Below are 13064 nucleotides of genomic sequence, written 5' to 3'. Positions count from 1 at the left end.
CCCCCTTCATAACATACTGTCATTAAGAGGATGAAAGGGATAACTACGGTTGGCGTAAGAGCTGCGCTCAGGAAGGAAGACCGACTTTCGGGGCGTCCGGTTGCGGTGTGTCCGCGTTTGTGGCGGCCGACTTCGCTTTTGCGGCATCCGCTTTCGGCGCGGGCTTCTTCGGGGCCGGTTTCTTGTCGCCGGTGAACGCCTCGTACTCCTTCATGACGTCCTCGGTCGGCCCGTCCATGCGCAGTTCGCCGCGTTCCAGCCACAGGACCCGCTCGCAGGTGTCACGGATCGACTTGTTGTTGTGGCTGACCAGGAAGACCGTGCCCGCGTGCTGCCGCAGCTCGCGGATCCGCGCCTCGGAGCGCTTCTGGAAGGAGCGGTCGCCGGTGGCCAGCGCCTCGTCGATCAGCAGGACGTCGTGGTCCTTGGCTGCTGCGATGGAGAAGCGCAGGCGCGCCGCCATGCCGGAGGAGTACGTGCGCATCGGCAGGGTGATGAAGTCGCCCTTCTCGTTGATGCCCGAGAAGTCCACGATGCCCTGGTAGCGCTCCTTGATCTGCTCCCGGGACATGCCCATGGCGAGCCCGCCGAGGAAGACGTTCCGCTCACCCGTGAGGTCGTTCATCAGGGCCGCGTTGACACCCAGCAGGGAGGGCTGGCCGTCGGTGTAGATACGCCCGTTCTCCACCGGGAGCAGGCCCGCGACCGCCTTCAGCAGGGTCGACTTGCCGGAGCCGTTCGTCCCGATGAGCCCGATCGCCTCCCCCTTGTGGGCGACGAACGACACCTTCTTCACCGCGTGCACCTTGCGCACGCCGGCCGCCTTCTCGGTCTGCTTGCGACGGAGGATGCGGTTGAGGGCGGCGGTGGCGGAGCCCCGCCCGGCGCCGGTGCCGTTCACCCGGTAGACGATGTCGACGCGGTCGGCGACGACGGTGGGGACCTTCTCTTCGCTGCGCTCAGCCACGGCCGTACGTCTCCTCAGCCTTCCAGAAGTAGATGAAGCCGCCGATGCCCGCGGCCAGGGCCCAGCCGATCGCCGCCGCCCACACGTGCGGGGGCAGCTGGCTCGCGTGGAAGCTGTCGATCAGCGCGAACCGCATGAGGTCGATGTAGACGGCGGCCGGGTTGATCTCCAGCAGGACGGTGACGATGTGCGGCAGGTCGTCCTTGTCGGCCAGCTTGTCGATGCTCCACATCACGCCGGACACGTACATCCAGGTGCGCAGCACGAACGGCATCAGCTGGGCGATGTCCGGGGTCTTCGCGCCCATGCGCGCCATGACCATCGACACGCCGGCGTTGAACGTGAACTGGAGCGCCAGGGCCGGCAGGGCCAGCACCCAGGAGACGGAGACCGGTACGCCGAAGCAGAGCAGGATGACGACCAGCGCGGCCATCGAGAACAGCAGCTGCTGGAGCTGCTGGAGCGCGAAGGAGATCGGCAGGGCGGCGCGCGGGAAGTGCAGGGCGCGGACCAGGCCGAGGTTGCCGGAGATGGCCCGGGTGCCCGCCATGATCGAGCTCTGCGTGAAGGTCCAGATGAACACGCCCGTGACCAGGAACGGCACGTAGTCGGGCACGTTGTGCTTGGTGCCGAGCAGCACGCCGAAGATGAAGTAGTAGACCGCCGCGTTCAGCAGCGGGGTCATGACCTGCCAGACCTGGCCGAGCTTCGCCTGGCTGTACTGCGCGGTGAGCTTGGCGGTGGCGAAGGCGCCGATGAAGTGGCGGCGGGCCCACAGCTGGCGGACGTACTCCGGCAGGGTGGGGCGGGCGCCGCTGACCGACAGGCCGTGCCGGGCGGCCAGCGCCGCGAGATCGTCGTCTGCCGGGGCCCGGGTGGGGGGCGGTGTGTGGAGGACCTGGCTCACATCCGCTGCTTTCGCTCGGGGGGAGGGGGGTGCTGCGCCCGGCCTTCGCCGGACCGCCGCGTCCGTGCCCGTCGTCCGGCGTTTCCTTACGCTTCTCTTCACGTTCTCTTACGTCGGGACGGGACCGTATCGTCGCAACGCGAGCGTAGGCGCAACAGACGTCGGAACGCAACCGTTTCGTCGTAACGCCCTATGCTGTGGGTATGACGACGAACGCCGCCGAGTCCGCCGACGAGCCACCGGCGCGTCCGCGCCGCCGGGCGCCCGCCGGGGCGGCCGTGCTCCGGGAGGACGTGACCGAGGCGATCCGCGCCGCCGTCTTCGAGGAACTGGCGGCGGTCGGTTACGCGCGCATGTCCATCGAGGGGATCGCCCGGCGGGCCGGGGTCGGCAAGACGGCGGTCTACCGGCGGTGGCGTTCGAAGCTCCACCTGGTCCTGGACGTCGTCTCGGCGATGGCGGTGACCGGGTTCCCGGTGCCCGACACCGGCTCCCTGGAGGGTGACCTGCGGCTCCTCTACGAGCTCACGTCCCGCGCCCTGCGCCATCCGGTCGCGTCCCAGATCATCCCCGACCTCCAGGCCGAGGCGGCCCGCAATCCCGAGATCGCGGAGGCCTTCCAGAAGGCGCTGCGGGACGGGCAGGAAGGGGTCGCGAGCAGGATCGTGGCGGCGGCCGAGGGGCGGGGCGAGGTCCGCGCGGGCATCGATCCCGACCTGGCCCTGGACCTGATCTCCGGGCCGCTGTACTGGCGCTCGGTGGTCATCCGCTCCCCGAAACCGCCGAAGGGGTACCTGGAGAAGCTGGCGCGGGCGACGGCGGGCGCGCTGAAGGCGCTGTGAGGCGCTGAGGCGCCCCGAAGGGGTGCGGGGCGTACGGCCCCGGGCCCCGGCGGCGGGCCTTCTGCGACCGAGCCGCCTCCGGACGCCGCCGTACCCGGCCCTCCGGCGCCGACGCGATCACGTCGCCCGTGCGACGTGCGCCCCGGTGCGTCCGGCGCCGCCGGTGGTCAACCGGATCGTCCCGGCCACCCCCTCTCCGGTCGGCCCGTGTCTCAGTGGCGCAGGCGGCGGAGCCGGCCGCGGACCACGGTCAGCACGCCGTGGAGTCCGGTGGCCACCCGCAGGGCCAGCGCGCCGGAGTGCGTGGCGTACGGCTGTGCCAGGAGCACGCCGTGCAGGGCGCTCGGCACGGCGCGCCGGCGCAGCAGGCCCGCGCCCGCGAGGGCGTGCGCCGTGGTCTCGCGCCGGGTGCCGTCCGGGAAGCGGAGGGTCAGGCGCAGGTCCCAGGTGCCCGAGCCGAGCCCCGCCAGGTCGACGGGCACCTCGGCGGACCAGCTGTCCGGGCCGGAGGGCGTGAGTGCCACCGTCGTGCGTCCGCGCCCGCGCTCGTCCTCGCGCGCGTGCCACGCCACGTCCACCTCGGGCGGGCCCGCCTCGGCCACCTTCCCGTACAGCTCGTGCAGCCTCAGGCGCAGCACCGAGGCCCGCGCGCGGGGGCGCAGTTCCGCGTCCACCGCGAGCGGCAGCGCGGCGACGGGCCGGGTCAGCAGGGGGCCCAGGAATACCTCGGGGAGGTCGGCGGACCAGACCGGGTCGCCCTCGGGGGTGCGGGCGTACGGCGGGAGCAGACGGGCCGGGCGGGCGGCGAGTTCGCGCAGGCGGGGCAGGTCACGCGGCTCGGGGGAGGCCAGGACGACCCGCGCGAGCAGCCGGCCGGGGGCGTCGGGGTCCAGCTCCCGGTCGGCCGCGTCGTAGCGCGCGAGGTACGCCCGGGTGTGCTCCCACCAGGCACGCCGGTAGGGCGCGTCGCGCAACCCCAGCTCGCGCGCGTACATGCGCACGTCGTGGTCGAGGAACTTGGCGCGTGCCGCCCGCGCCAGCTCCTTCTGCCCGGTGCCCAGCAGGATGTCGTACGCCAGCGCGCACGCCTGGACGCGCGCCGTCCAGTTCTCGATGCCGCCCCGGTCCAGCGAGAGCGACAGCCGCCCGGCCGACCGGCGTACCTGCCACACGTACACGCGGTCCGGCACCAGCGCCATGCGCGGGGACGCGGCCAGCACGCGCGCGGTGAAGACGAAGTCCTCGTAGAGGAAGCGGCCCTCGGGAAAGCGGATGCCGTGGTCGCGCAGGAAGTCGGTGCGGTACAGCTTGTTGACGCACAGCGTGTCGTGGACCAGCCGGGGGTGCTGCGAGGGGCGCGCGAGGACGCAGTGGGCCGTGTACAGGGGCGCCTGCCAGGGCTGTTCGCGCCCCGACGGCAGCTCCCGGCGCACACACAGCCCGCTCGCGACCTGGGCGCGCGCATCCGTGGCCGCCGCCAGCAGCGCGTCCACCGCGCCGGGCGGCAGCACGTCGTCGCTGTCCAGGAACATCACGTACGGCGCGGTCGCCGCGTCGATCCCGGTGTTGCGCGGACTGCCGCAGCCGCCGCTGTTCACGCTCCGGCGCACCACCCGCAGCCGCGGCTCTCCGGCGGCCAGCCCGGTGAGCAGTGCGTCGCTGCCGTCCGTGGAGCAGTCGTCCACGGCGATCACCTCGGCGACCGCGGGCCCCTGCGCCAGCGCCGAGCGGACGGCCTCGCCCACATGGGCGCGGTCGTTGTAGCCGATGACGACCACGGCGACCTGGGCCACCGGTGCCGGATGCGGGTCTCGCGGTTCTGGATGCATGGAGTCCACGGGCCGGGAGCATAGGAAGCTTCGGCAATACGCCGTTAAGAGGAGCTTGGTACTCGCTTAAGAGATGGTCAGTACTCGCTCCGGAAGACGGTCGGAACCGGGCCTGGGTTGCGTCCGCGGCACCGACTTCTCGGCCGGTGGCCGCGTGGACCGCCACAGCCGTACGAAGGACAACACGGCGGCGGCCGTCAGCAGCCCGTTCCGGGACAGCATCAGCAGGCACCCGGTCCAACTGCCGTCGATCACCTCGCGGTAGTGCATCGGGAACGCGACCGTGCTCAGCGCGGAGGCCAGGAGGATCAGCACCGCCACCGGCCGCTGGCCGGTGTGCCGCGAGGTCAGGCACACGGCGGCCAGCCCGATCAGCCAGATCATGTACTGGGGGCTGATGACCCGGCTGGTGACCGTGAACAGCAGCACCGCGCTCAGCGCCGCGTCGTACGGCGTCGCCGCGCTCCAGTGCCGCGCCCGCACCCGCCACAGCACCAGCAGCCCGAAGGCGACAGCCGTCAGCGCCAGCGAGGCGGTGGCGACGGCGTGCACATGGGGGCCGGTCATCTCCATCGCGCCGTACTGGTAGCGGACCCGGCCCGGCCAGCCGAAGTGCCGGGCCAGATTGAGCGCCGTACCGCCGAGCGACTCGATCTGCACGCCCCGGCCGCCCTGCTCCCGCAGGAAGGACAGCGGATGCGTGAAGAGGGCCGCGAGCACGGCCAGGCACGCGACCCCGGCCCACGCCCCCCACGCCCACGCCGTGCGCGTCGGCCGGCCCCGGGGCGTGCCCAGCAGCACCAGCGCCGGCCACACCTTCACCAGCGCGCCCAGTGCCGCGAGCACACCGCCCGCGCGCGGGGAGCGCGCCGAGGCCAGCAGGGACAGCACGGCCAGGGCGGTGACCTGGACGTCGTACCGGGCGAGCGGCATGTGCAGCAGCAGCGGCAGACCGCCGGTCCACAGGGCCGCCCCGAGCAGGCTCCGCCCGGGCCGGGTGCCCGCGCGGAGCAGCGCGAGCGCGGTCAGCGCGTCCACGGCCAGCGTGAGCGCCACGAACGCCTCGAAGTACGTCAGGCCCGGCAGCAGGCCCGGCGCCAGCAGCACCGCGCCCGCGCCCGGCGGGTACTGCCACAGCGTGTCGTGCACCGGGAAGGAACCGTGCGCGAGGACGCCGTACCAGTGGAAGTACAGCCGCCACACCTCACGGGTCACCGAACCGCCGCCCAGCGGCGGGGCGCCGCCGTGGACGAGCAGCCACAGCATCAGGGCGCGGGTGGTGAGCCACAGGACGGCGAGGGTGAGGACCGGGCCGGGGGTGACACGGAGACGGTTCATCACATGGGAGCCTAAGCGGTACGCATGGTGTATTCATGCTGATACGCCGTCAAGGGCCGCAAATATTGGCTAATCGCAAGAGATCGGGCCATGGTGAACGTCGGGCATCCTGCGAAACCGCAGTCGCGTCGGGCGGCTGGAACGACCACGGACGTACCGACAGGTGCAACGAGCCACCCCCCGCACGGGGCACTGGGGCACACCCGTCTCCACCGGTCCGCCGTCGTGGGCGTGCCCGCGCTGGTGATGTTCGCGCTCGGCCTCTGGGGCCTGGACCGGGGCGGCATGTGGCGCGACGAGGCCGTCAGCTTCCAGGTCGGACGCCGTACGGTGCCGCGGATCTGGCTCCTGCTGCACGACGTGGACGCGGTGCACGGCCTGTACTACCTGCTGCTGCGGCCCGTCCTCGCCGTCCATCCCGGGGAGGTCGCCCTCCGGCTGCCGTCGTTGTGCGCGGCGACCGTCACGGCGGGTCTGGTCGCCGCCCTCGGCGCCCGGCTGGCCCGGCCGCGGGTCGGTCTGTGGGCCGGGCTGCTCTACGCCGTCGCGCCGATGGCCGGCCACTTCGCGCAGGAAGGCCGCTCCTACGCCCTGGTCGCGGCCGGCGCCACCGCGGCGACCCTGCTGTTCGTCCGGGCCGTGCGGGACGGGTCGTGGTGGCCGTACGGCGCGGTCCTCGGGCTCACCTGCTGGCTCCACGAGTTCGCGGTGCTGCTGCTCCTCGCCCACGCGGTGTCGCTGGCGCTGGCCCGGGCCGGGGCGCGGGTGTGGCGGGGGTGGGGGAGCGCGGCGGCGGCGGTCGTGGCCGCGCTGGTGCCGATGGTGGTGGTCTCGCGGGGGCAGTCGGCGCAGCTGGCCTGGTTGCGCACGCCTACGGCGGATACAGCGGAAAGGTTGCTGCGGAGGTTCCTGGGGCCGACGGACGAGGTGTTCTGGGTGTGTCTCGCGCTGGCCGTGGTGGGGCTGGTCGGGTTGGTGGGGCGGCGGGGTGAACCGACGTGTGCGGGAGTGGCGTTGCCGCTGGTGGTGGTGCCGCCGGTGGTGCTGATGCTGGCGTCCCAGTTCTCACCGCTGTATGTCGACCGCTACGTGCTCTACGCGCTGTCGGGGGCGCCGTTGCTCGTGGCGTCGGGGGCCGAGCGGGTGGCGGGGGCGGTCGGACGGCGTCCGCTCCTTCAGTCCCCCTCCGTCCCCCTCGCCGGCGTCCTCGCCATCGCCCTCTCCCTCCTCCACCAGTTCCCCCTCCTCCAGGAGGACCGCGATCCCCGGAGCCGGCCGGATGATCTCGGTGCCGTCTCCCGCGCGGTCGCGCGCAAGGTGGAGCCCGGCGATCCCGTGCTCTTCCTGCCGGCGTCGACGCGGAACGTGGCGCTCACGTACCCGGGGGCGTTCCGGGGGACGCGGGACGTGGCGCTGGTGGCGGGGGCCGCCGGGTCCGGGACGTTGTACGGGCGGGAGGCCGGTCCGGCGGAGGTGCGGCGCAGACTGGCGCGGGTGGACCGGGTGTGGGTCGTCGCGGACCGGAAGCTGCTCGCCGGCCGCGGGGCCCCGGGCAGTCCGGTCGAGCGGGCGAAGGCCGACGTGCTGGGGCGGGAGTTCCTCGGCCAGGACGAGGCCGTGCGGGGCGGGGTGACCGTACGGCTGTACGTCCGCCCGGTCAGCCCGCTGCTCGCGCCTCAGCCTCCGCCGCCGCGTCCAGGGCCGTCGTGAGCCGCTCCAGGCGGGCGTGCAGGTCGACGACCTCCGTCAGGTCCAGGCCGGTCGACGACATGATCCGCCGGGGCACCTCCAGGGCCCGCTCGCGCAGTGCCGCGCCCTCCTCGGTGAGGTGGACCCGGACCGAGCGCTCGTCCTGCGCGCTGCGCTCGCGCCGCACCAGACCGGCCCCCTCCAGCCGCTTGACGAGCGGGGACAGCGTGCCGGAGTCGAGCCGCAGCCGTTCGCCGAGCTTCTTGACCGGCAGGTCGCCCTGTTCCCACAGGACCAGCATCACCAGGTACTGGGGGTAGGTCAGCCCGAGGTCCTTGAGGATCAGGCGGTAGACGCTGTTGAAGGCGCGTGACGCCGCGTGCAGCGAGAAGCAGATCTGGCGGTCCAGTCGCAGCCACTCCGTGTCGGTCATGAGTCCATGGTAGCTCTTGCGGTCGATTTAGTTGTGTGCAACTCAGTTGTGTGCTCTACTTGTGTGCGCAACGAACCGAACACCCCAGAGGGATGGTCTTCATGGACGCGCTGTACACCGCTGTCGCCACCGCCACCCACGGCCGCGAGGGCCGCGCCGTCTCCTCCGACGGCAAGATCGACCTCGCCCTGGCCATGCCGGTGGAGCTGGGCGGCAACGGCCAGGGCACCAACCCGGAGCAGCTCTTCGCCGCCGGGTACGCCGCCTGCTTCGGCAGCGCCCTCGGACTCGTCGGGCGCCAGGCGAAGGTCGACGTCAGCGACGCGGCCGTGACCGCCGAGGTCGGCATAGGCAAGGAGGGCGAGAGCTTCGGGCTGAAGGTGACCCTGCGCGTCGAGCTGCCCGACACCGTGGACGAGGAGACCGGCCGCAAGCTGGTCGAGGGCGCCCACCAGGTCTGCCCGTACTCCAAGGCCACCCGCGGCAACATCGAGGTCGACCTCGTCATCGAGTAGGCACCACGCACGTCCGAGGGGGCCGGCCCGGTCGGGGCCGGCCCCCTCGGTGTCCCCGCTAGGCCGACGTCAGCGCGTCCGGGGAGGCCGCCTGGCCCGGGATCCGGGGCGCCGGAGCGGGCATCGGCTCGCCCAGCAGCAGGGTCCGTACCACCCGTTCGGCGGCCCGCCCGTCCTCGTACGCGCAGAACCGGGCCCGGAAGTCCGCGCGCAGCCGCGCCGACTCCTCGTCCCGCCACCCGCCCGAGGCGAACAGCCGGGCCAGCTCCCGGTGGGAGTGCGCGACACGGCCGGGCGGCTCGGCGGTGATGTCGAGGTACGTGCCCCGGCTCGCCGTGAACGCGGCCCAGTCGTCGGCGTGCACCACGATCGGCCGGTCCAGGTTGGCGTAGTCGAACATCACGGACGAGTAGTCGGTGACCAGCGCGTCCGCCGCCAGCAGCACGTCGGACAGCCGTGGTTCGTCGGTCGCGTCGACCACGACCCCGCGCCGGGCCAGCTCCGCGAGGCCCATGCCGCGCGCGGGACCGTTCGCCAGCGACGGGTGCAGCCGGACCACCAGGGTGTGCCCCTCGCCGAGGTCGGCCGCGAACCGGGCCAGGTCGAACCGCTCCACGTACCCGCCGCGGCGGTAGTCCCGCCGGGTCGGCGCGTACAGCACGACCGTGTGGTCCGCCGGGATGCCGTGCCGCTCCCGGAAGTCGCTGTGACCCCCGTTCACCAGCACGTCGTTGCGCGGGCTGCCGGTGCGCACCGAGGTGAAGTGGCAGGGGTAGGCCCGCTCCCACACCAGCTCGGAGTGGCGGTTGGCGACCAGGCTGTAGTCCCAGCGGTCGGCCCGGCGCAGCATCTGCGGCACGTCGAAGCCCAGCCGGGCGCCCGGCTTGTCCAGCAGGTCGGCGCCCAGGTACTTCAGCGGGGTGCCCTGATGGGTGTGGATGTGCACGCTGCCGGCGCGCTTGGCGAGGCCGCCGGGCCAGTTGACGTCGTTGACGAAGAACTTCGCGCGCGCGGTCACCTCCAGGTAGCGCCGGGAGCCGACGATCACGTGCTCGACGTCGGGCGGCAGCCGCGCGGCCGTCTCCGCGTCCCGCACCACCCACACGCCGCGCAGCCCCGGGGCGATCTCCCGGGCGGCGGCGTGGACGGCCGCCGGGTCGCCGAGCAGGCCCTGGTGCGAGGACGCCGAGTAGACCACGAGGTTCTCGTCGAGCGGCCGGCGGGCGTGCAGGGCCGTCCAGCCGGTGCGGGCCCGCGCGGCGGCGGCCCGGCGCGCCCGGTCCGCCCGCCGGGCCGCCTCCCGCCCGGCCCGCGCCGCCTGCCGCTTGACCCGGTACCCGGCCCAGGAACCGGTCAGCACGGAGACCTCGCCGGCCGGCCGTGCGCCCTCCGGACGGTGCCGGCGGAACATCTCCGCCGTCCGCCGGAAGAACTCGGCCTTGTCGGCGGGCGGCAGCCGGTCCGGCTTGGCCAGGATGTCCAGGCAGTGCTCGCCCATCTTGCGGTGCAGGTACGGCCGCCAGGCCGCCAGCTCCGGCCGCTCGGCCACGAAGGCGAAGACCCGCTCGTACTGGTCGTGGATGTCGAAGTGCTTGCGGCTGGTGGTGGACAGGATGTTGCCCTGCCGGCGCTGCCGGTAGTTCAGGCAGATCCGGTCCAGGGCGGCGATCCGGCGGGCGCTGAGCATGACCGGGAAGGTCCAGGGGGTGTCCTCGTAGTAGCCCGGCGGGAACGCGAAGCCGTTCTCCGTGACGAACTCGCGCCGGTAGACCTTGTTCCAGACCACCATCAGCAGGTCGAGGATCTGTGGGTACTCCGAGACGGCGAACGTGCCGGGGGCCTCCGCCAGGACGTGTGCGAGGACGTTGCGCCGGGTGCCGCCCCACCAGTAGGTGCGCGCGTAGTCGAAGACGAGCACGTCCGGGTCCTCGGCCTCGGTGAGCCGGTCGGCCACGGCCCGCAGCGCGCCCGGGGTGAGGGTGTCGTCGCTGTCCAGGAAGAAGAGGTAGTCGCCGGTGGCCTGCGGCATGCCCGCGTTGCGGGCCAGGCCGAGGCCCACGTTCTCCGGCAGGTGCAGCACCCGCACGCGCGGGTCGCGCTCGGCGTACTCGTCCAGGATCGCGCCGCAGCCGTCCGGGGAGCAGTCGTCCACGGCGATCAGTTCGAAGTCGCCGAAGGACTGGCCGAGCACCGAGTCCAGGCACTCGCGCAGGAATCCCTGCACCTTGAAACAGGGCACGATCACACTGAAGCGGGGCACGGCGGGTCAGCTCCTCACGAGGGTCGCGGCGGCGGGGGCGGGGATGCGTTCCGCGAGCGGGATCACGGCCGGGACCGCCTCCGGCGGTTCGCCGAGCAGCACCCGCCTCACGACCCGCTCGGCGGCCCGCCCGTCGTCGAACTGGCAGAACCGCTGCCGGAACGCCGCCCGCAGCGCCTTGGCCTCCGGGCCCGCGTACGAGCCGTCGTGGAAGACGGCGGCCAGTTCCGCGGGGGTCCGGGCGACCAGTCCGGGCGGCTCGGCCGGCAGGTCGAAGTAGACGCCCCGGGTCTCCCGGTAGACGTCCCAGTCGTCGGCGTAGACGACGATCGGCCGGTCCAGGTTGGCGTAGTCGAACATGATGGACGAGTAGTCGGTGACCAGCGCGTCCGCGGCCAGGCACACGTCCTCGGAGGAGCGGTGGGCGGTGACGTCGATGATCCGGTCGGAGCCCCGGACACCGCCCCGGTCGTAGAAGTAGTGGGCGCGCAGCAGCACGACGACGTCCTCGCCGGCCGCCGCGCAGAACGCCTCCAGGTCGAGGCCGGGCTCGAAGCCGGTGTGGTGGTCGCGGTGGGTCGGCGCGTACAGCACGGCCGTCCGGCCCTCCGGGACGCCCAGCTCCCGCCGGATCCGGGCCACGTCCCGCGCGGTCGCCGTGCAGTAGACGTCGTTGCGCGGATAGCCGTACTCCAGGTGCTCGTAGGAGCCGGGGAAGGCGCGCTCCCACATCTGGGTGGAGTGGCGGTTGGACGACAGGTTGAAGTCCCAGCGGTCGACCCGGCCCAGCAGCTTGGTGAAGCTGCCGGACCGCGCGGCCACCACCGGGAACGTCGACTGGTCCACGCCCATCGTCTTCAGCGGGGTGCCGTGCTGGGTCTGCACGTGCACACTGCCCGGCCGTTTGACGACGCCCTCGGCGAAGTTGGCGTTGTTGACCAGGTACGTGGCGCGGGCCAGCACCTCCCAGTAGCGGCGGGAGCCGATCACCGCGTACTCCACGTCCTGCGGCACGGCGTGCTCCTGGCCGGCCTCGACCAGGAACACCGAGTGGATGTGCGGGGCGAGTTCCCGGGCCTTGGCGTGGATCGCGGCCGGGTTGCAGGTGTAGCCGCGGCCCCAGTAGGCGCAGTACACCGCGAGGTTCGGGTCCAGCGGGCGGCGCAGGTCGCGGGCGTAGCGCAGCCGGGTGCGCACGCTGTGCGGGCGGGGCAGCCGGTCGGTGGCGCCGTCGGCGGCCCGGTTGGCGCCGCGCAGGGCGCGGAACGCGGTGTACGCGCCCGCCGCCAGCAGCCGGTGCTGCACGCCCAGGCTGCCGCCCGGCACCCGGTGGCCGGCCGGCCGGTGCCGCCGGTAGAGGCGGGCCGCGCGGCGGAAGAACGCCCGGCGCCCGGAGAGCAGCCGTTCCGGGCGGGACGCCGTCTTCAGCACCACGGCGAACAGCTGGTCGAACAGCGGCCCGGTCCGCTCGGCCGGCAGGGCGCGCTCGGCCGCCCGGGTCAGCACCCGCTCCACCTGGTCCAGCAGGGTGTGCTGGTGCGGTCCGGGCAGATTGAGCCGGCTGCCCTGGCGGCGCAGCCGGTGCCGTACGACCGTCCGGCGCAGCACCGCGATCCGCTCGGCGGCGACCGTCACCAGCCCGCCCCAGCCGAGGTCGGTGAAGTGGCCCTCCGGGAAGGTGAGTTCCCGCTCGGCGAGGAAGGCGCGGCGGTAGACGGCGCTCCACGCGGGCAACGGGACGCCGGTCAGCGCGGGCCGGTCGGCGGGGGCGAAGGCGCCCTTCGGGGCCCCGGCGAGCAGCGGCGCGGCCGGGTTCGTCGGCTCGCCCTCCCACCAGGGGGCGCGCTCGTGCTCGGTGTACAGCACGTCCACGCCGGCCGTCTCGGACAGCCGGGCGTCCAGCGCCGCGAGCGCGCCCGGCAGCAGCAGGTCGTCGCCGTCCAGGAACAGCAGGTACGTGCCGGTCGCCGCCCGGATCCCGGCGTTGCGCGCCCCGCTCAGCCCGGCGGACGGCGGCGAGTGCACGGGGGTCACCCGGGAGTCCCGCTCGGCGTACCCGGCGGCGACCTCGGCGGCCGGGGCGTCGGGGGCGTCGCAGACCGGGATCAGTTGCAGGTCGCCGAAGGACTGGCCGAGGACCGAGTCCAGCGCCTGGGACAGCCGGCCGGTGACCCCGTGGGACGGGACGATGATGCTGAAGCGGGGCATTCTGTTCTTTCTGTCGTCTTGCGGACGCGGCCGGGCCGTCCCGCCGGACGCCAGGTGGACGGCCGGCTCGGGGTGG

General features: G+C 73.3%; 10 protein-coding genes. 3 read left to right on the top strand and 7 right to left on the bottom strand.

Annotated elements, in window-relative coordinates; genetic code table 11:
* Positions 1 to 67: 67 nt before the first annotated feature.
* Both IE273_RS03780 and IE273_RS03775 read right to left on the bottom strand, forming a co-directional pair.
* Complete coding sequence (locus tag IE273_RS03780) at positions 68 to 967, bottom strand: ABC transporter ATP-binding protein (RefSeq protein WP_189813652.1); 900 nt, start codon at positions 965 to 967, stop codon at positions 68 to 70.
* The gene (locus IE273_RS03775; protein WP_189813651.1) at positions 960 to 1874 is read right to left on the bottom strand and encodes an ABC transporter permease; all 915 of its coding nucleotides are present in this window, start codon (positions 1872 to 1874) and stop codon (positions 960 to 962) included. The genes IE273_RS03780 and IE273_RS03775 overlap by 8 nt, the downstream gene beginning before the upstream one ends.
* Positions 1875 to 2077: 203 nt before the next feature.
* On the opposite strand from IE273_RS03775, the gene IE273_RS03770 reads away from it, so the two are divergent.
* Positions 2078 to 2716, top strand: coding sequence for a TetR/AcrR family transcriptional regulator (locus IE273_RS03770; protein ID WP_189813650.1), 639 nt, complete (start codon positions 2078 to 2080; stop codon positions 2714 to 2716).
* 212 nt (positions 2717 to 2928) lie between these two features.
* On the opposite strand, the gene IE273_RS03765 is transcribed toward IE273_RS03770, so the two are convergent.
* Positions 2929 to 4545, bottom strand: coding sequence for a glycosyltransferase family 2 protein (locus IE273_RS03765; RefSeq protein WP_189813723.1), 1617 nt, complete (start codon positions 4543 to 4545; stop codon positions 2929 to 2931).
* 66 nt (positions 4546 to 4611) lie between these two features.
* Positions 4612 to 5883, bottom strand: coding sequence for a glycosyltransferase 87 family protein (locus tag IE273_RS03760; protein WP_189813649.1), 1272 nt, complete (start codon positions 5881 to 5883; stop codon positions 4612 to 4614).
* Between the two features lie 225 nt (positions 5884 to 6108).
* Between IE273_RS03760 and IE273_RS03755 the strand changes: the two genes are divergently transcribed.
* On the top strand, positions 6109 to 7593 hold the full coding sequence (locus IE273_RS03755; protein WP_189813648.1) for a glycosyltransferase family 39 protein: 1485 nt from the start codon (positions 6109 to 6111) through the stop codon (positions 7591 to 7593).
* Here the strand turns inward: IE273_RS03755 and IE273_RS03750 are convergent.
* Positions 7541 to 8005, bottom strand: coding sequence for a MarR family winged helix-turn-helix transcriptional regulator (locus IE273_RS03750; protein WP_189813647.1), 465 nt, complete (start codon positions 8003 to 8005; stop codon positions 7541 to 7543). The genes IE273_RS03755 and IE273_RS03750 overlap by 53 nt on opposite strands.
* Positions 8006 to 8106: 101 nt before the next feature.
* Here IE273_RS03750 and IE273_RS03745 point away from each other — a divergent pair, with 101 nt between their 5' ends.
* Positions 8107 to 8520, top strand: coding sequence for an organic hydroperoxide resistance protein (locus tag IE273_RS03745; RefSeq protein WP_041665938.1), 414 nt, complete (start codon positions 8107 to 8109; stop codon positions 8518 to 8520).
* A 58-nt stretch (positions 8521 to 8578) separates the two neighbouring features.
* On the opposite strand, the gene IE273_RS03740 is transcribed toward IE273_RS03745, so the two are convergent.
* On the bottom strand, positions 8579 to 10780 hold the full coding sequence (locus tag IE273_RS03740; protein WP_189813646.1) for a bifunctional glycosyltransferase/CDP-glycerol:glycerophosphate glycerophosphotransferase: 2202 nt from the start codon (positions 10778 to 10780) through the stop codon (positions 8579 to 8581).
* Positions 10781 to 10786: 6 nt separating this feature from the next.
* On the bottom strand, positions 10787 to 12988 hold the full coding sequence (locus IE273_RS03735) for a bifunctional glycosyltransferase/CDP-glycerol:glycerophosphate glycerophosphotransferase (protein WP_189813645.1): 2202 nt from the start codon (positions 12986 to 12988) through the stop codon (positions 10787 to 10789).
* Between the last annotated feature and the right edge of the window lie 76 nt (positions 12989 to 13064).

The sequence above is a fragment of the Streptomyces olivaceoviridis genome, from assembly GCF_014650115.1.
In the GTDB taxonomy this organism is placed as follows: Bacteria; Actinomycetota; Actinomycetes; order Streptomycetales; family Streptomycetaceae; genus Streptomyces; species Streptomyces olivaceoviridis.
The sequence above is the reverse complement of the archived record's forward strand: the minus strand, read 5'-3'. Positions and strand labels throughout refer to the sequence as shown.